This is a genomic window from Verrucomicrobiota bacterium, assembly GCA_016871495.1.
Lineage (GTDB): Bacteria > Verrucomicrobiota > Verrucomicrobiia > Limisphaerales > VHDF01 > VHDF01.
The window spans coordinates 21,856-40,318 of sequence record VHDF01000031.1 but is presented as its reverse complement, the minus strand read 5'-3'; the positions used below and the strand labels follow the sequence as shown (position 1 = coordinate 40,318).

General features: G+C 59.9%; 15 protein-coding genes. 11 read left to right on the top strand and 4 right to left on the bottom strand.

Annotated features, from left to right (window positions below):
• Nucleotides 1-19: 19 nt before the first annotated feature.
• Nucleotides 20-1,336 carry a Gfo/Idh/MocA family oxidoreductase gene (locus FJ404_09070; protein MBM3823020.1) on the bottom strand — a complete coding sequence of 439 codons (1,317 nt, stop codon included), beginning with the start codon at nucleotides 1,334-1,336 and terminating at the stop codon, nucleotides 20-22.
• On the opposite strand from FJ404_09070, the gene FJ404_09065 reads away from it, so the two are divergent.
• The 5 genes from FJ404_09065 to FJ404_09045 all read left to right on the top strand — a co-directional run bounded on the left by FJ404_09065 (nucleotide 1,335) and on the right by FJ404_09045 (nucleotide 7,918).
• Entirely contained in the window at nucleotides 1,335-2,762 is a 1,428-nt protein-coding gene (locus FJ404_09065) for a sigma-54-dependent Fis family transcriptional regulator (GenBank protein MBM3823019.1), read from the top strand. The genes FJ404_09070 and FJ404_09065 overlap by 2 nt on opposite strands.
• A 281-nt stretch (nucleotides 2,763-3,043) precedes the next feature.
• Nucleotides 3,044-5,041, top strand: coding sequence for a pyruvate ferredoxin oxidoreductase (locus FJ404_09060; GenBank protein MBM3823018.1), 1,998 nt, complete (start codon nucleotides 3,044-3,046; stop codon nucleotides 5,039-5,041).
• Nucleotides 5,042-5,086: 45 nt separating this feature from the next.
• Nucleotides 5,087-6,712: a thiamine pyrophosphate-binding protein gene (locus FJ404_09055; protein ID MBM3823017.1), complete on the top strand. Its 1,626-nt coding sequence runs from the start codon at nucleotides 5,087-5,089 to the stop codon at nucleotides 6,710-6,712.
• Nucleotides 6,713-6,863: 151 nt separating this feature from the next.
• Nucleotides 6,864-7,145 carry a rhodanese-like domain-containing protein gene (locus tag FJ404_09050; GenBank protein MBM3823016.1) on the top strand — a complete coding sequence of 94 codons (282 nt, stop codon included), beginning with the start codon at nucleotides 6,864-6,866 and terminating at the stop codon, nucleotides 7,143-7,145.
• On the top strand, nucleotides 7,112-7,918 hold the full coding sequence (locus FJ404_09045; protein ID MBM3823015.1) for a type II secretion system protein: 807 nt from the start codon (nucleotides 7,112-7,114) through the stop codon (nucleotides 7,916-7,918). Before FJ404_09050 ends, FJ404_09045 begins: the two co-directional genes overlap by 34 nt.
• 55 nt (nucleotides 7,919-7,973) lie before the next feature.
• Here the strand turns inward: FJ404_09045 and FJ404_09040 are convergent, their stop codons facing one another.
• Nucleotides 7,974-9,293, bottom strand: coding sequence for a Gfo/Idh/MocA family oxidoreductase (locus FJ404_09040; protein ID MBM3823014.1), 1,320 nt, complete (start codon nucleotides 9,291-9,293; stop codon nucleotides 7,974-7,976).
• A 143-nt stretch (nucleotides 9,294-9,436) separates the two neighbouring features.
• Nucleotides 9,437-10,279, bottom strand: a complete 843-nt coding sequence (locus FJ404_09035; protein MBM3823013.1) for an LpxI family protein — start codon at nucleotides 10,277-10,279, stop codon at nucleotides 9,437-9,439.
• Between the two features lie 76 nt (nucleotides 10,280-10,355).
• Here FJ404_09035 and FJ404_09030 point away from each other — a divergent pair, with 76 nt between their 5' ends.
• The 6 genes from FJ404_09030 to FJ404_09005 all read left to right on the top strand — a co-directional run bounded on the left by FJ404_09030 (nucleotide 10,356) and on the right by FJ404_09005 (nucleotide 16,452).
• Nucleotides 10,356-11,303: an NAD-dependent epimerase/dehydratase family protein gene (locus FJ404_09030; protein ID MBM3823012.1), complete on the top strand. Its 948-nt coding sequence runs from the start codon at nucleotides 10,356-10,358 to the stop codon at nucleotides 11,301-11,303.
• A gap of 72 nt (nucleotides 11,304-11,375) precedes the next feature.
• Entirely contained in the window at nucleotides 11,376-12,095 is a 720-nt protein-coding gene (locus FJ404_09025) for a response regulator (GenBank protein MBM3823011.1), read from the top strand.
• Complete coding sequence (locus FJ404_09020) at nucleotides 11,972-12,808, top strand: GGDEF domain-containing protein (protein MBM3823010.1); 837 nt, start codon at nucleotides 11,972-11,974, stop codon at nucleotides 12,806-12,808. The genes FJ404_09025 and FJ404_09020 overlap by 124 nt, the downstream gene beginning before the upstream one ends.
• Nucleotides 12,805-15,573 (top strand): hypothetical protein, encoded by a 2,769-nt coding sequence (locus FJ404_09015; protein MBM3823009.1) that lies wholly within the window; start codon nucleotides 12,805-12,807, stop codon nucleotides 15,571-15,573. Before FJ404_09020 ends, FJ404_09015 begins: the two co-directional genes overlap by 4 nt.
• Nucleotides 15,574-15,576: 3 nt before the next feature.
• A complete protein-coding gene (locus tag FJ404_09010) occupies nucleotides 15,577-15,705 on the top strand; it encodes a hypothetical protein (GenBank protein ID MBM3823008.1) in 129 nt (42 codons plus the stop codon).
• 3 nt (nucleotides 15,706-15,708) lie between these two features.
• Complete coding sequence (locus FJ404_09005) at nucleotides 15,709-16,452, top strand: hypothetical protein (GenBank protein ID MBM3823007.1); 744 nt, start codon at nucleotides 15,709-15,711, stop codon at nucleotides 16,450-16,452.
• Between the two features lie 10 nt (nucleotides 16,453-16,462).
• Here FJ404_09005 and FJ404_09000 read toward each other — a convergent pair whose 3' ends face one another.
• Entirely contained in the window at nucleotides 16,463-18,463 is a 2,001-nt protein-coding gene (locus tag FJ404_09000) for an Rne/Rng family ribonuclease (protein ID MBM3823006.1), read from the bottom strand.

Below are 18,463 nucleotides of genomic sequence, written 5' to 3'. Positions count from 1 at the left end.
AAATCGAACGTCCGGCGCGCTAGGCAATTTTTTCGAGGTCGCGCCAGCCTTTGCGGTAGCCTGATGCCCACAGTTTTCTGGCCGCGTCGTTGTTTTTGAGCTGCTGGCGGGCGGGGTCGAGCTGAAGGGTTTGACGAGTACGCCAAGCGATATTGCCGAGGTGACACCAGAGTGTGCTGAGGACGCCTTCCTCGATTTCGGAATGGAGAGGGACATCGTTCCGTATGGCTTCGACGAAATTGCCATAATGGTCGAGGTCGTTCCCCCGGTGGGGCAGTTCGCGGGTGAGTTTGTTGTTGAGGTCGTAGAATTTCATCGAGTTGCCTGAAATGACGAAGGTGCCGCGATCACCGTAGAAGGTGATGCCGAAACCGGATCCTTCGAATCCGCGACCGTGATGACTGTGGCTTTCCCAGCTTGCACCCTGTCCCTCGAGTTCGAAGGTGGTGACATAGATATCTGGAGTCTCCTGATCGTCGTCGAATTGGTAGCGTCCTCCCCCGCAGGTGACCTGGCGGGGGCAGCCGGCGCGCAAGCCCCAGCGGGCGACATCGAGGGCATGGATGCCGTTATTGCCGAGTTCGCCATTGCCCCAATGCCAGAACCAGTGCCAATTGTAGTGAACCACGTTGTCGCGGAAGGGGCGTTCCTCGACCGGGCCCTGCCATAAGTCGTAGTCGAGCCAGGCGGGAACGGGGACGGCCTTGCCGCGTCCGATGGAGGGCCGCTGGTTGTTGTACCAGGTGCGGGCGAAGGTGACTTTGCCGATGGCGCCGCCGTGAAGTTCCGCGATGGCTTCGCGCAGTCCGGTCCAGCTTCGCCGTTGGTTGCCCATTTGCACTTTGCGATGGAATTTGCGGGCCGCGCGGACCATCAGTTCGCCCTCGCGGGGAGTGTGGGAGCAGGGTTTCTCGACGTAGACGTGCTTGCCCGCGGCGCAGGCGAGCAGTGTGGCCGGGGCGTGCCAGTGATTGGGGGCGGCGATGGAGAGCGCGTCGATGGCTTTGGATTCAACCAACTGGCGGATGTCCTTGATGGCGGCGGGAGCGGTGCCGCGGGACTTTTCCACGAGTGCGGACGCTTTGGTCATGGCGCGTTCGTCCACGTCACAGACCGCGGTGATTTCGACATTGGGGAGGGCGAGAAACGCGCGCACGTGATCCATGCCACGTCCGTTCAGGCCCATGACGGCGACGCGGACGCGGCTATTGGCCCCGGAGGGTTGCGCCGAGGCGCGAGGTTTCCAACCAGGCAGGGACGCGGCGAGGGCTGCGGCGGAGGAGGCGTAGAGAAACCGGCGTCGAGAAGTGGAAGCGAAAAGGGGGAAGGATGGCATGGACGCTTTTTCCCGCTTCGGGGCGCTCAAAGCAAGCCTCCGGGCGGGGGTTGATTTTAGGCTTGGGGGGTGGTCCCATCGCGGCGTGGCGGTGCCAAAGATTTTGATTGTGGACGATGACGAGGGGCAGAGGAGCCTGTTGGATTCCTTTTTGCGATCCCAGGGGTTTGCCACGTTGACGGCGGATTCGGGGGAGCGGGCGTTGGAAACGTTGGCGCGCACGCCGGTGTCGATGATGATTTCGGACGTGCGCATGCCCGGGCTCTCAGGATTGGAGACGATGCGGAAAGCGCGCCGGATGTTTCCGGTCCTGCCCATTTTGCTGGTGACGGGTTACGCTGACGTGCGCGATGCGGTGGGGGCGATGCGGGACGGCGCCATTGACTATCTGGCGAAGCCCATTGATTTGGACGAGTTGTTGGCTGCGGTGCGGAAGTTTGCGCAAGCGGGGGAGGGGCTCGTTCCTCGACAGGAGGAGCAAATGCCGTTGCCTGAGGGGGTTGTGGCGGAAAGCCCGATCATGAGGGGTTTGTTGAGGGACACGATGCTGGTGGCCCGTTCGGACAGCCGGGTTTTGTTGATGGGGGAATCCGGTTCGGGCAAGGAAGTTTTGGCGGACTTGATCCATCATTGGAGTGCGAGAGCTGAACGGCCTTTTATCAAGGTGAACTGCGCCGCGATTCCCGAGCAGTTGTTGGAAAGCGAGTTGTTCGGGCACGAAAAAGGGTCATTTACCGGGGCGATTCAGAATCGGGTCGGGCAATTTGAGCTGGCGTCCGAGGGGAGCATCTTCCTGGATGAAATCGGCGAGATGTCGCCCGCGTTGCAGTCTAAACTCCTGCGAGTGACGCAGGACGGGCATTATCGAAGAGTGGGGTCCAATGTGGATCGGCGGAGTGCGGCGCGTGTGATCGCGGCGACGAACTTGGATTTGGAATCTCGGGTCAAGGAGGGGCGGTTCCGGGAGGATCTTTACTATCGATTGAATGTGGTCGAGTTGCGTGTGCCTCCTTTGCGGGAGCGGCGGGAGGACGTGCTTCCGATGGCTTCCAAGTTTTTGGCGGGGATGGGGGGGGGCAAGAGCAGGTTATCCGCCGGGGCGGTGGCGTGTCTGGACCAGTACGCGTGGCCGGGCAATGTTCGTGAATTACGCAATGCGATGGAACGGGCGGCCTTGTTGTCGCGCGGCGAGGTGATTTTGCCGGAGCATTTGCCGGCGAAGATACCGCGGATCGAGCCGCGGGTGGAGCGCCCGCCGGACGCGGCTCGATTGGAGGACGTCGAACGGGAAGCGATTCTGTCTGTTTTGAAGGAGCACGGCTACAATCGCACGGAGACGGCCAAGGCTTTGGCGATCAGCCGCAGGGCCTTGGTTTACAAGCTCCAGCGCCTGCGGGAATTGGGGTTTTCCGTGGACCCCGGTTGAGGCTGGTTCCTTGCTGTTCTTGGTGGAATTGGAGGCCGGCCCAGCCCGGAGGGGATCGTTTCCTGTGGCCGAGGCGCGGTTTCCCAAGCCCCAGCACTTCCGGTCGCGAAACAAGCATGAGAATTCCGCGCTGGAATCTCCGGTGCCCGGACGAGGATGGCGGGCGCCTTGTGGAAAGCACGACGTGCCGGAAGTTCCACGTTGCCAAACTTTTCCTTGCGCGCCGACGCTGATGCGTGGAGATTCGAATCCCTAAAAATTCCTCCCACTGATTGTAAATTATGAGCGGACAGTCTTCGATATTTCCATTCCCGGGAATCCCCACCACATCCGACGGCGCGGGCCACGTCGTCTGGGTGGAAACTCACATCACTCAGGGTGCTTGCGCGTATCCCATCACGTCGTCGACCACGATGGGAACCGGTTATCAGACCGAAGTGTCGAACGGGAAACAGAATCTTTGGGGCGATACCCTCGCGTTTATCCAACCCGAATCGGAGCACTCCGCCGCCTCGACTTGCGAAGGCTTCGCGCTTGCCGGCGGCCGGGTCACGAACTTCACGAGCGGCCAGGGCTTGGTCCTGATGAAGGAGGTGCTCTACACCATTTCGGGCAAACGCCTGCCCGTGGTCTTCCATATCGGCGCCCGCGCGCTGACCAGCCATTCCCTCAATGTCCATGCGGGCCATGACGACGTCATGAGCTGTTCCGACTGCGGCTGGGGCATTCTTTTTGGTCGCAACGCCCAAGAGTCCGGGGATTTGGCGCTCATCGCCCGCCGTGCCGCCGAGGCTTCGGAAACGCCGTTCATGAATGTTCAGGACGGCTTCCTGACCACCCACACGATCGAGAATGTACTCATGGCCGAACCCGAGCTCATGAAGCAATTCGTTTCCGATCCCAACCAGAAGCTCCGGTGCCTGATGAGCCCGGAGTTCCCGCTCATGTCCGGCGTCGTCCAAAACCAGGACTCTTACATGAAGGGCAAAATTGCCCAGCGCGCCTTTTACGACAAAGTGCCCGCGGCCATCAGCGAGGCGATGGACACCTTTTACAAGCTGACCGGACGCCGCTACAGCATGCTCGATTGCTATCGCATGGAGGACGCTGATTACGCGATTGTGGGCATGGGCGGGCTCATGGAAACCGCCCAGGCTGCCATCGATTGGATCCGCCAGCATCTGGGTCTGAAGGTCGGGGGGATCCATGTGACCTGCTTCGCCCCGTTCCCGGCCGTGGAGTTGGTGGAAGCCTTAAAAAACGTCAAAGTGGCGACGGTGGTGGAGCGCATGGACAATCCGCTCGCGCAGTCCAATCCCCTGGCCCAGGGCATTAAGGCGGCTTTTGCCGACGCGCTGGCCGGGCTGGGCTATGGGAGCCGATCCGAGCATCGCTACCCTGCCATCAGCCGATTGCCGAAAATTCTGGCCTGCGCGGCGGGACTGGGCTCCCGGGACGTGCGCGGCTGCCATTTCATCTCGATGGCGCGCAACATGGCTTCCGCCTCGCCCAAGGAATTTGCTGTGGTCGGTGTCAAGCACGAGGTCGCCCTGCCCGATTCCGAAGACCCCGATTTGCGCCCCTCTGGAGCCTTCTCGATGCGCGGCCACTCGGTGGGCGGCTTCGGCTCCGTGACCACCAACAAATTGATCGCCTCGTTCGTGGGCGAACTTTTCAATCTCCACGTGCAGGCCTATCCCAAGTACGGGTCGGAGAAGAAAGGTTTGCCCACCACCTATTACCTGACGGTGGCGCGGGATCACATTCGGACCCATAGCGAATTGGAACATGTGGAATTCATTCCGCTGAACGACGTCAACGCGTTCAACTTGGGCAACCCCCTGGCGGGCATTGCCGAAAATGGCTCCATTTTTATCCAGAGCGACAAGGTGGATCCGTCGGACGTTTGGCAAGCCATCCCTGCCTATGGCCAGAAAATCATCCGCAACCGCAAGGTCCGGGTATTCTTCCTCGACACGGTGAAAATCGCGCGGGAAATCGCCACCGACCCGGACCTGCAACAACGCATGCAGGGTGTGGTTCTGGTCGGTATTTTCATCAAGGTCACTCCGTTTGCCGCTGATTCCGGCATGGGCCAGGAGGAGATTCTGAACAGTGTCGAAAAATACATCCGCAAATACTTCGGAAAGCGCGGCGAAAAGGTCGTTCAGGAAAACCTGCGCTGCGTCAAATTGGGGCTGAATGAAGTCAAAGAGATACCCCGCGAAGTCATCGGTCAAACCACCCCGGCGGCTTCGGAACTCATCATGGCCAAGTAATCCGCCTGCCTCCACTGATCCGCCGAAACCGTTATTTTCCTCAATATGATTCAACAAAGCCAGCCGGTTCCCGCTTCCGAAGGCTCTCCTGCCCCTGAGCCCAGAAGGAACCAAGTGCCCATCACCTCGGACGTGCTCGACGTCAACGATTTCAATGAACGCATTGTCGGCGCCTATAACGATGGCTCCGCGGAGCTCGAATTGCCCGCCGACTTGAGCACGGCCCGGTCGCTCATCACCGCCGGCAGCGGCAGCCTCCGCGATTTCAGCTACATCGCTCCCGAAATTCCGCTGTTGAACAGCGACAACTGCGTGGCGTGCATGGATTGTGTCACGGAATGTCCGGACACGGCGATCCTCGGCAAGGCGGTTCCCAAATCGGAGCTCGAAGCCGAATTGGCCAAGACCGAAGACCCGACCGAACGCGAACACCTCGCCCGGCAATTTGCCAAGACCACCAAATTCTGGACGACCTACGAGAAGAAGGGCCTTGAACCCGCCTACTTCGGTATTTTCATCGATCCGACCAAGTGCAAAGGCTGCGCCGAATGCGTGGATGCCTGCGGCAATCACGGCGCCCTCAGCATGCTCATGAAAGGCGGCAAGGTCCTTCCGCGCTTCGAGAAGGACTTCAAGTTTTACCTCAATCTCAAGGAGACCCCGAAGCAGTACATCAACGAGAAACTGCTGAGCGACATGATGCTCGCCGAACGTTCGCTCCTTTATGTGGGCGGCGCCGGCTCTTGCATGGGTTGCGGCGAAGCCACCGCGATCCGCATGATGCTTGCCGCCACTGGGTTCGTGTACGGGAAGGAAAGCGTCGGCATTGTCAATTCAACGGGTTGTTCCACCGTCTATGCCTCGACCTATCCGTACAATCCTTACCTGGTGCCCTGGACCAACTCGCTCTTCGAAAACGGTCCCGCCGATGCCATGGGCGTGCGGGCTCGTTGGGATCAGATGGGCTGGAAAAAGAAGAAACTCTGGGTCTTCGGCGGCGACGGCGCCATGCTCGACATCGGGTTCCAATCCCTCAGCCGCATGCTGGCCTCAGGCATGGACATCAAAGTCCTGGTCCTGGACACCCAGGTTTACTCGAACACTGGAGGCCAAAGCTCCACCGCGTCCTTCAAAGGCCAGAACACCAAGTTCTCCGTCCATGGCAAGGCCGTTCCCGGCAAAGTCGAGCGCCGCAAGGAAATCGCCCAAATCGCGATGATGCATCCCAACACCTTCGTGGCGCAAACCAGTTGCGCCATGTCGAATCACTTCTACAAGTGCATCATGGCCGCCAACGAATTCGACGGGCCGGCGGTCATCAGCGTCTATACGACCTGCCAGCCCGAACATGGTGTCGGCGACAACATGGCGATGAACCAATCGAAACTGGCGGTGGACACCCGCACGTTCCCGGTGCTGATTTACGATCCTCGCAAGGGCGCCAAACTGGCCGAACGCCTCAGCCTCCAGGGCAATCCTGCTCCCAAAGAAGATTGGTACAAAAATCCCCAAACGGGTGAAGTCTATGACTTCATCACCTTTGCCCGCACCGAGGGACGCTTTGCCAAACATTTCGACAAGGACGGCAATCCCTCTCCGCTCCTGCAGGAATCCCGCCAGGAGAGGCTCGAGAACTGGCGTCTGCTGCAGGAGCTCGCGGGAATTATTTGACCCTCTGCCCCCTTTTCTTGTGCCGCCCCACTTCATGACAAACTTCGTTCGTTCTCCCGTGGCGCTGGTGTTTTGGCTCGCCTTGTTCAACCTCCAGCTCTGGAGCGCGGATCCCGGCTACAAGAACATCAAGGTGGACGAGTTCGAAAAAATGAGGACCGGAAAAACCATCGTCATCCTCGATGTCCGCACCGAGTCCGAATTCAAGGACGGCCACATCCCCGGAGCTGTGAACGTCGATGTCAATGCACACGACTTTCTGAAAAAGATGGAAGCGATGGACAAGTCCAAGACTTATTTGGTTCATTGCGCGGCGGGACGGCGCAGTGTCACCGCTTGCGAAAAGCTGGCCAAACTCAACTTCCCGAAGCTGTTCAATCTTGAAGGGGGCTATCGCGCCTGGGCCAAGGAAGCGGTGCCGGACAAAAAGTAAGCGCGACAAAGGAGGACTCCTTGCGGACTGGAGGCTCACCCAAACCCTCGCCGTGCTCCCGGGCGTTCACCCTCATTGAGCTGCTGGTCGTTATTGCCATCATTGCTATTCTGGCGGGCCTGCTGTTGCCCGCTCTCGCCGGGGCGAAGGAACGGGCCAGCCGCACCGCGTGTGTCAACAACAATAAACAGCTCGCCCTTTCCATCCACCTTTACGCGGACGAAAACCAGGATTTCATGCCCTGGCCGAACTGGGCAAACGACTTCGGACCCGGCTGGCTCTACCGCCCTGTGGTGGGCCGGGCTCCCGACTTGTTTCGAACCAATGACCGGCCTCACGTCGAAGCGGGGCTTTTCTGGAAATTCCTCACTGAGCGCAAAGTCTATCTCTGCCCGCTGGACAAAACCAATCATGTGTCATTTGTCAGGCGGCAGCCCAACCTTTCGAGCTACATCATGAATGGCGCGGTCTGCTCGTTCGGCCGTTTCGTCAACAAGACTTACAAGCTGGGCTCATTCAACCCCGCCGCCTACGCGATGTGGGAACCGGAAATCCGAAACTTTGGGGGCGCGTACGGATCGAACCCCGGCTTCGACGGCAGCCAGTATCCTAATGAATTGGAAGGCATAGGAAGGCGCCACAAGAAAGGCGCGGTCATTGCCGGGTTCAGCGGACAGGTCCATTTCATCCCTTACCTTACGTTCCAACAAGAACAACGCGCCAACAAGCCCGGGTTGCTTTGGTGCGTGCCGGACACACGAACGGGAGAGTGATACGGTCGGGTGGTGCCGCCACTTTCGCAGACCGGGTTTTCCCGCTGCGGTTCGATTAGATTTCGCCCCAGCCTTTGCGGTATTTCTTGTGCAACAGGCGGCTGGCCTCATCCACATTGGTGATCTTCATGCCGCGCGAACTCCAGTCGATCGCTTCACCGGTGCGCAGGGCCACATTACCCAAAAGCACCGCTTCGGTCAGAGGACCGGCATAGTCAAAATTGGAAAGTGCAGCCGCCCCGCCCTTGCAGGCTGCAATCCATTCCCGATAATGGTTCCGATCGAAATCCTCCGACTTGGGAAGATACTCGGAAACGGACTTGAACTCCGAAAGCGGGCGGCCGGACAAGAAACGGCCCGATCCCCAATAACTGTCCACATACAACGTGTCCTCCGAGCCATGGATCAAGACTCCGTTGCTGGACAGCTTGAGCCCTCGCGCCGCCTCGGGTGAGGGCTTCTGTCCGCCGTCGTACCAAACCAGTTTCAAGTCGGGGTGGGTGGCGGATTGTTCGAAATGGTAGGTAATCACGGACCAGGCTGGCGCGGACTCCGGGTTCCCTTTCGGCGCGAAGGCTTTGACCCGCACCAAGTTCTTCAAATCGAGTGCAAAGAACGGCAGGTCCATCACGTGACAGCCCATATCGCCCAGGGCTCCGGTTCCGAAATCCCAAAAACCGCGCCATTTGAACGGAGCGTAAGCGGGATTGAACGGGCGCTCTGGCGCCACTCCGAGCCACAAATCCCAGTCCAGAGTCGAGGGGATTCGATGGGACCCGGAAGGCCGGTCGATCGCTTGCGGCCAGATGGGGCGGTCGGTCCAGCAATGAATCTCTTGAATCCTCCCGAGGACGCCGGAACGAATAAGCTCCACCATGCGCCGGGTTCCAGCATTCGAATGCCCTTGATTCCCCATTTGGGTGGCCACTTTGTAGAACTTGGCCAACTCGGTGAGGCGGCGCGCTTCATAGACCGTGTGCGTCAGAGGCTTCTGCAAGTAAACATGCTTCTTCATCTTGATCGCCATGGCGGCCGGCAGAGCATGCATGTGATCCGGAGTGGAAATGGTCACGGCATCGATGCTCTTTTCTTTTTCGAGCAGGACGCGAAAGTCCTTGTAGCGCTTGGCCGTCGAGTATTTTGAGAAAGTGGCGCGGGCGTTGGCTTCGTCCACATCGCAAAGCGCCACGATATTCTCCCCGGCGCAACCGTCCACATCGACCGCGCCTTTCCCTCCCACCCCGATCCCTGCCACATTCAATCGTTCATTGGCACCCAGCACGTTGCGGGAGGCGACCAGCGGAAAGGCGAGGGCGGAGGCCGCAGCCGCGGTGGATTTGATAAAACCACGCCGACGAAAGACAGGAGGGTTCATGGCACAAGCAGGAAGGATTGTTGACGACAATCCAGTCAAGGCTGCTTTAGGCCACAGGGTCAAGAAAACAGGCGAATCGCGGGGGCAAAGTTGCGAAGTGGAATCGCGGCCGACAGGGTGACTTCATGGGCTTGGCGAGGCGTTCAACGCGGATTCGGTTCAGCCGGCAAGGCCACCAGGGAGACGCTTTGTTGACGGCAAAGCATCTCCGTCTCGGCGCGTTCCAACAGGATCGTGCGCCCCGGTTCCAAAGCCAGCACCCGGACCCCGCTTTGACCGCAGGTTTCAACCGTCTTCGCCCCGGCGCAAGGAATGTCGAATCGCATGTCATGTCCGGCTTTGGGAAGCTTCACGGCGACTGCGCCACCCTGACGACCTGCCAACTCACCTCCCCGGGCCAGGCAGCGATCCGTGCCCTCGAAGGCCTCCACCGCCAATACCACCCCCTCCTTGACGACCACCGTCTGGCCGATTTCCAAACGGGCGACTTCCCTGGCCACGCGAGCCCCTAACCGAAGGTCTTGCCATTGCACCTCCGTGAGAGCGGGTCCCGCCTGATAGCCGGGTTGAACAAGGGCCGGCCCCAGCCAGGGAAGCGCGTCGATGAGTTGGATTCCATCTCTTTCCAGTTCCCTCCCCACCGCCGCGAACAAGCTGTGAGCGTGGCGTTCTTTGACCGACCAGAGCAATTTCATGGCTCGGAGGTCTGGCCGCAGATCGAACAAATTCTTGGGGGCAATTTGTCCCGCCATCACACATTGCTGCACCCCCCGCTCGCGAAAGGCTTCAATCAACCGCCCCAATTGACCCACCTTGACCCAAACGACCTGATCAGCCAGGCCTGAAATGGCGGGATCTGTTTCCCCCTCCACGGCCACCGCCACAATAGATTTCACCCCCAACCGGCGAGCCTCTCGCGCGACCAGCAGCGGCAAACCCCGGCTTCCCGCAATGATGCCCAGCGTATTCATCACAACCGTTCCCATCCTTCAACCTGGAAGTCCATCACCCAAGGCAATTCACGCATGGGCAAAAACCGGTCGATGCTGTAGAGATATGAGAATGAAAACATTGATCACGGGTGGCGCTGGCTTTATTGGGTCTCACATCGCCGAGGAACTTTGCCAGCGCGGCGCTGAAGTGACCATACTGGACAATTTAAGCGAGGGCAAAGAATCCAATCTTTGCTGGAAAAAACCCGGTGACCGGGTGGAACTCGTCGTGGGGGACATTGGTGACGAAAAGCTCGTCAAGAAACTCATGGCCGGTTGCGATTGGGTGTTCCATGAAGCCGCCATTGCCTCCGTGCCCCGATCCGTCGCCGAACCTGTCAAGTCGAACACCGACAATCTGGAAAGTTCCTTGCGCCTGCTCGTCGCGGCGCGGGACCTGAAGGTGAAACGCTTCATGTTCGCCTCGTCTTCCGCCATCTATGGCAACCATCCCGAACCGGCAAAGCACGAGGGCCTCTTCCCCGACACACTCTCCCCGTACGCCCTGCAAAAATACGCGGCCGAACGCTACGGACAGCTCTTCCACCAGCTTTATGGACTCGAAACCGTCAGTCTCAGGTACTTCAACGTGTTCGGGCCCAGGCAATCCTTTAACTCGGCCTATTCAGGCGTGATTGCCCGATTCTGCACCACCATGCTCAAAGGGCAGCGTCCCACGATCTTCGGAGATGGCAAACAGTCGCGCGATTTCGTTTTCGTCAAGAACTTGGCGCGAGCGAACCTCCTGGCCGCGGAAGGCCCTTCGGAAAAAGTGGCCGGCAAGGTCTTCAATGTCGGGGGCGGCCACGCCATCGACCTTCTCCAACTGGTTGAGGAAATCAATCGGCTGACCGGCCAATCCCTGGAACCCGTTTTCGCGGAATCCCGCGCTGGCGACGTCCGCGCTTCTCTGGCCAATCTCGGCGCCGCATGCGAGGGACTAGGCTATGAACCCGGCGTCGCCTGGCAGAAAGGCCTCGATCTTACCCTCGACTTTTACCGCCAAGGCGGTAGCTGAGTGGGAATGTAAAACGAGAACATCTCGAACGCCCCAGGCGGAGGCACCCTGCCGCAACCCGCCTCCATCCTCGTGGCCGAGGACAGCATGCCCCAGGCGTTTGCCTTGAAAATGCTGCTCGAGAAGGACCGCCATCAAGTTCGGGTCGTCGAAAATGGCCGCGAAGCCCTGAGCGCAGTCGCCACGGACAGGCCGGACCTGATCATCAGTGACATCGACATGCCGGAACTCGATGGCTATGGCATGTGCCACGCTCTCAAGAGCCAACCCGAGACCCGGTCCATTCCCGTCATTCTCCTCACCACGCTCTCGGACCCGGAACATATTCTCCAAGGACTTGGATCCAAGGCGGATTACTACCTCACCAAGCCGTACGATCCGCAATTCCTCCTCGATCGCGTTCAAGCCGCGCTGCTTCACCAAGCCGCCCGACCCGTTTCGGACCTCGAGGGCGGCTTCGTCGTCAATCTTGCGGGTCGCAGCCACCGGGTTCAAGCCGAGCCGCAGCAAATCCTTTCGCTCCTGCTGTCCACCTACGAAAACGCCATTCAGCAATATCGCGTGCTCGTGCGAACCCAGCAGGAGCTCAACATCCGCAATCAACAACTCCGGGAGCAATCGGCCAAGCTGCAGGCCTCGGAAAAAACTTCCGGTCTCTGCTGGAAAACATGGCGGACGGGATGGTCGTCCTGGATCGGAACCAGCGCATCCAGTTTCTCAATTCCTCCGCACGCTCCCTGCTCAGCGAAGCCCTCCCATTGCAGGAGCAAGCCCCGTTTGCCCTGGCCTTGAGTCCTGGGGAAACCAAGGAAATCGAACTTCGACGAGTTCAGAATGAGTTCCTCGTTCTGGAAATGCGCTCGTTCAACACCATCTGGGAAGGCGGTGAAGCGGTGCTGGTCTCCTTGCAGGACATCACCCGCCGCCGGGTCCAGGAACGGCAAATCCACGACCAACAGCAACGGCTCGAGGAAGCCAACGCCAAACTCCAAGCCCTGGCCAGCGAAGATGGTTTGACTGGCCTCAAGAACCACCGAGCCTTCAAGGACGCATTCCGGAACCTTTTCGATCAATCCGAGCACCATCAGCAGCCCCTTTCCGTCATCTTGATCGATGTGGACCGTTTCAAGGCCTTCAATGACAGTTTTGGCCACCCGGCGGGCGACGAAGTGCTCAAGCAAGTGGCCCGGATCATTGCTGAAAACGTCAGACCTGGAGACCATGTGGCGCGTTATGGAGGGGAGGAGTTCGTCGTGGTGCTCCCCAAGGCCGACCGTTGCGACGCCAATGCGGTTGCCGAACGGATTCGGCGCGCCATCAAAAACGCTCCTTGGAAGCACCGGCAGGTTACGGCGAGCTTGGGCATCTCGACCCGCTCCAACACGGCCGCGGATCCCGCCGCCCTTTTGGCCGAATCGGACGAGGCTCTTTACGCCAGCAAGCAAGGCGGCCGAAATCGAGTGACGCAGCAGTTCATGCTGCGTCGATCCAAGATGTACTCTTGAAACGCCATTCCCCACCCCGTCCACCCGTGCTCGTCGCGCTGCTCGCTTTGCTTCTGCCGCTCAGCGCCGCCGAGTCCCCCGAAAGCCTCAGGTTCGCCCTTCAATTCTCGGAGATCATGTATCAACCGAAGGATGGGGATGCTTTTGAATTCCTGGAATTGTTCAATGCCGGGGCGGGCTCCGTCGATCTTTCCAGATGGTCGGTGGACGGCTTGAAGTTCGCCTTCCCGGCCGGCACGCTGCTTTCCGCAGGACAACACGGGCTTCTCATTTCGGACGCCAATCCGGCCGCGTTCACCAACCGCCACCCCGGCGCCAAGATTCTGGGGATCTACACGGGCCGCCTCTCAAATCAAGGGGAGCGCCTCACCCTGCGAGACTCCGCTCTGCGCAACGTTCGGTCGGTCGAGTATGGCACCGGCGGGTTTTGGCCGGGCGCGGCGGCGGGGAAGGGGGCTTCCTTGGAATTCCATGGAGCCTCGGGCGACCCGAACGATCCCTCGCTCTGGAGCGCCAACTCGATGGAAGGCGGTACACCGGGCCGAGCGGCTTCGTCGCGCCCCCAGCCCCCAGTTCAACTTCGCAAGATCGTCGCCGCTCCCGCCGGCGGAAATGCAGTGGACGTCGTCGAATTGGCAAACACCGGCGCCACGGCCGTCTCGCTCGAACAGTGGAGCCTGACGGATTCTCCAAGTCTCCTCCGACGCTACGTGGTGCCTTCAGGTACTCGACTTGACCCTGGCCAGCGTCTCGCCTTGCTCTGCACCAGCGACCTTGCGGGCTCCGGGTTGCGCACAGGCTTTGGACTCGATGCGGAAGGAGGCGCGGTCTTTCTGTTCGATGCTCAGACCAACCGAATCGACGGCATGACCTACGGTTCGCAAGTTCCCGGCTACGCACTGCTCCGGTCCGCCCAGGGATGGCAATTCGTTCACGAAACCGCCGAATCCATCCTCGACGCAGGCTCGTCGGCCGCGCTCGTGCTCAATGAATGGCGGGTGGACGGCACGGGCTCCGATCCCGATTGGTTCGAAATCTACAATCCAGGCTCGCAGCCGCTGGTTCTCACCGGCCATTCGTTTTCCAATCTCAACGCCTGGGTGCAAACTTCGGTCCCGGCGCTGGTCGCACCCCGCGGATTCGTCCGCATCTGGGCCGACGAAACACCCCGGCCCGGCCATGCCGACCTCAAACTGCCCGCGTCAGGCGGCAGCTTGAGCTTGTTCGACCCTTCGCTATCGCTCATCCAAACCATCACTTACGGGCCCCAGTCGGAAGGGTTGACCGAAGGAAGATTTCCTGATGGCTCCGGCACCGTCGTCTCCTTCACGGGAAGCGGCACCCCCGGCGCCAGCAATCTCGCGGACCGCGACGCCGATGGATTACCCGACGCATGGGAAACGCGCGCCGGACTCGACCCGCGCGATCCTTCGGATGCCAGGCTCGATCTCGACCGGGATGGATTGACCAATCGCGAGGAATACGAAGGGGGCACGGACCCCAAGGATCCCGCGAGCGTCCTGCGACTCTCCGCCCGGTTGATCCACGACGGACATATCGAATTGGAGTTCATGAGCATCGCCGGACATGCTTACACGTTGCTGTCCCGTGGTGAAATCAGCGAAGGTACTTGGACCCGGGTTCGCGATTATCCCGCCTCCACCACGAATCAAATCCACCGACTCGCTCTTCCTGCCGGCACTCCCGCGGGTGCGCGTTCTTATTTCAAGGTCGTTACTCCCGAGGCCTTTCTTCCTGGAGACCCCGTGCTGGCCTCGGTGGATCCAGCACCCGATGCGGTTGATGTTTCAACCGGGACTTCCATGGTTTGGCGATTTCGAGTTCCGGTGGACGCGTCAAGCTTCAGCAGCGCGACCGCCTCCTTGACGGAGGATTCGGGGGATGTTGTGCCCGGAGTGTTTCGGTTCTTCGATGCGCTCCATACGGTCGTGTTCGAGCCCGTTCACCCTCTGCTCCACGCCACGACTTACCAATTGAAATTGCAGGCCGGCCTGCGGCGGCAAGATGGCAATCCCCTGGGGTTTATCCAAACGGCTGTCTTTCACACCCGTCGCTCCGCTTTGCTCGTCGAGGATCGTAGCGTTTATACCCGGGATCCGCTCAGCGTAGTCGATGCGGAATTCAAGCTCACCCCCATCCCTGGAGGGGCAACGTTCGCGGAGGTCCAATCGGACGAGGATCCGTCGGATGCCTTCGAGCCTCGAGCGGCGGGACTTTGGAACGTCCCTTCGAGCACGGGAGAAGCGATGCCATTGCCGGCCACCCTTGAGCAGCGGGGTCAATCGACGAGGCTCACAACGCAAAAATCCTACAAGATCCGACTCGCCTCGACGTCGCCTTCCTGGCGGGGATTGGAAGTGCTGAACCTCAACAAGCATCCCTATGACTTGACCCGGGTTCGGAACAAACTCGCTTTCGACTTGTTCACCGCCACTCCCCATCTCACCAGCCTGCGCACCGCATTCATCAGCCTCAAGGTGGACGGCGCCCGGTTCGGTCTTTTTACGCTCGTCGAGGAGCCCAACAAGTCTTTCCTCAAGGCTCACGCGCTCGATCCCGACGGCCATCTTTACAAAGCGAAGGATTTCTATTTTGACCGGAATCCGGAGGCTCTTCGCACGGAGTCTGATCCGGCCTTTAATGCGGCGCAGTTTGAAGCCGTCTTGGAAATTCGTGGGGCCGGCGGCCACGGCAAACTGATTCGCATGCTGGAAGAAGTGAATCGTGAAGGCCTCCCTGCTTAGCGATTGCTGGAAAAGCATTTCGAGCCTTCCAATTATTTCCAATGGCTCGCCGCCAACATCCTCCTGGAAAACGTCGATACCGTCAGCCAGAACTTCCTGCTCTACAGTCCGCGTGGCAGCTCGACTTGGTAGTTCCTGCCTTGGGATTACGACGGGGCGTTCGACTTCTATGGACAGCCGGACCAGCTCGCCGCCGCGGGTCCACGCCCTCGATGGACCCGGGGGGTGGCGAACTGGTGGAGTATCCCCCTTCATCGTAGGATCATCGAGGATCCCGCCACACGCGCTCAATTGACTTCCGCGGTTCGGAAACTCGCGGCGGAGACCTTTACGCCCGCCCGAGTTGGAACCCTGCTTGAGAGTTACCATGACCTCGCGGCCAGGGAACTCTTCGTCCCGCCTGACGAGGAGTTCTTGTCTTTGGTCGGCGTCGAAGGAGCCGAGGCTCGTCGTGCCGCCTGGGAGACCGAATACCGGCGCCTGGAGACCGTCATCGCGGCCCGGCAGGCCGAGTACCTGGAGGCGCTCCAATGGCCGATGCCTTTCTTCCAGGGCACTCCGGAAAAGGTCGATGAAGGTTGGGCGTTTTTCTGGGATCGCGCCGTTCACCTCGAGGGCGCTGAGGTGCGCTATGACTTCGAGTTGGCGAATAGCCCGCGATTCACCGAATCCTCGCTGGTCGTCAAACGGGAAGGTCTGACTGAGCCTCAGTATCTGCTCCCCATGCACCTCAAGCCTGGCGTTTACTTCTATCGGGTCACTGCCAGGACCGTGCGCCATCCTGCCGTGGAATGGCAAACGGCCTTGGACTCCTACTACGAGCCGGGCAATGCCACCCCCTACCACGGGGTCATGATGTTCACTGTTCCCGCCGGGTGAGCAGCGCCTCTCAGCCCCCTACGGAGGCCAGTTCCTCTCCGCTGGAGACGTTGACGATCTTGAACTGCTCGGCGTGGAACGAAGGATCCCCGCGGAACGAGAGCTTCCCGAAATAGCGCTTCTCCATCTCGATCAGCAACTTTTCGTCTTCCGTGCGCAATCGTTCGAGGACGGAGGGATTCACCACGATGCGAAGCTGGAAGTCGGATTCGTCCCGATGTCGTTTCTTGAGGATCTCTCCCAGCTTGCGCTGGATTTCCACGCTCATCGTGATGGTGCTCTTGACCTTTCCCTTGCCTTTGCAGTACGGGCAGTCGTCGTAAACCGCGGCGCGCACACTTTCGGTGTGGCGTTGCCGGGTCATTTCCAACAATCCCAGTTGGGAGATCGGGAGAAGATGAGTCTTGGCCTTGTCGCGGCGGAGTCCCTCCCGCATCTTTTGAAACACGGATTGCTGATCTCGCCGGTGCTTCATGTCGATGAAGTCCAGCACGATCAACCCGCCCATGTTCCGCAACCGCAACTGGCGGCAGATTTCTTCCGCGGCTTCGATGTTGACTTTCAGGATGGTCGATTCCGGGTCTTTGCCACCTTTGTGCCTGCCCGTGTTGACGTCGATGGCCACCAGGGCCTCGGTCTCGTCCACCACAATGTAGCCTCCGCTCTTGAGATGCACCTGCCTCGAGAAGGCTGATTCGAGCTGGCGGGAAATGCCAAATCGGTCAAACACCGGCTGTGAATCGTTGTACAGTTTGATCTTGCTCCCGGACCGGGGCGAAATCTTGGCAATGATGGACCGGATGCGATCATGCTGGGCCGAGCTGTCCACCACGATGCGCTCCACGTCCTCGGTCAAGAAATCCCGCACGGTTCTCTCGATCAAATCGGGCTCCTGGAACACGCAGGTCGCCGAGGGTTGCTGGCTGATCTTCTCCTGAATTTCCCGCCATTCCTCCAGGAGCAGCGCCAGATCCCGGACGAAATACCGGGCCTGCTGGCCCTCTCCGGCGGTCCGAATAATCACCCCCATGCCCTCGGGGATGGTCAGACTGCGCACGATTTTCTTGAGGCGCTGGCGTTCCTCGTGATGCTCAATTTTCCTCGAAATGCCGCTTTGATCGGAATTCGGCAACAACACCAGAAACCGCCCTGGCAGAGCTAGGTTCGTCGTCACCCGGGGCCCCTTCGTCCCAATGGCACCCTTGGTGACCTGCACAATAATGTCCGTGCCGGGAGGATAAAGCCGGGGAATGTCCTTTTGAGTGATGCGGGGCTTTTCCCGCTTTTTCGTTTTACGCTCGACCACTTCAACACCGCTGTCGAAATTGTTCGGGACGATGTCCCAATAGTGAAGAAAGGCGTTCTTCTCAAACCCGATATCGACGAAGGCCGCCTTCAACCCGTCCTCCAGATTCTTCACTTTGCCCTTGAAGATGCTGCCGACAAGCCGTTCCTCGGTCGTGCGCTCGATGGTGAAGTCTTCGAGTTTGCCGTCCTCGATCACCGCCACTCGCGTCTCGAGAGATTCCGCGTTGATGATGACCTCCTTATGCACTTTGCGCTGCGGCTTCATCAGGCGCTGCACCTTTTTCATCACCTTCTGCGCGGCCGCACGGAGGGTCTCCACGATGCCGGAGGCGTTTCCTCGGACGGGCACCGGCTCGAAAGGCTGCTCGGGGGCAGTCTCTTGTCCTCGAGACTCCAGCGCCTCCGAGGCATCCTCGGGCACTTCGAGGTTGGGTTCGCGATAGGCATGGCGGTCCCTCGGTGGGTAGGACCCCTCCGCGACAACCCCCGGTTGTTCCGCGGTCTCGGGCAGGCCGGCCGCCTTGTTTTCCGCCCGCTCAATCTCGCGTTCATGCCGGCGGCGGTCGAAGACCACCTCGTCCGCGGGTGCGGTCGATTGGGCTTGGACACGGGCCTCGGCGGAAGCCTCGGCTTTGGGGGCCATGCCCCCGGGGGGGCGGAATCGCTGACTGCGGCGTTTGCGTGAAAAGTTGCGTTCGCTCAT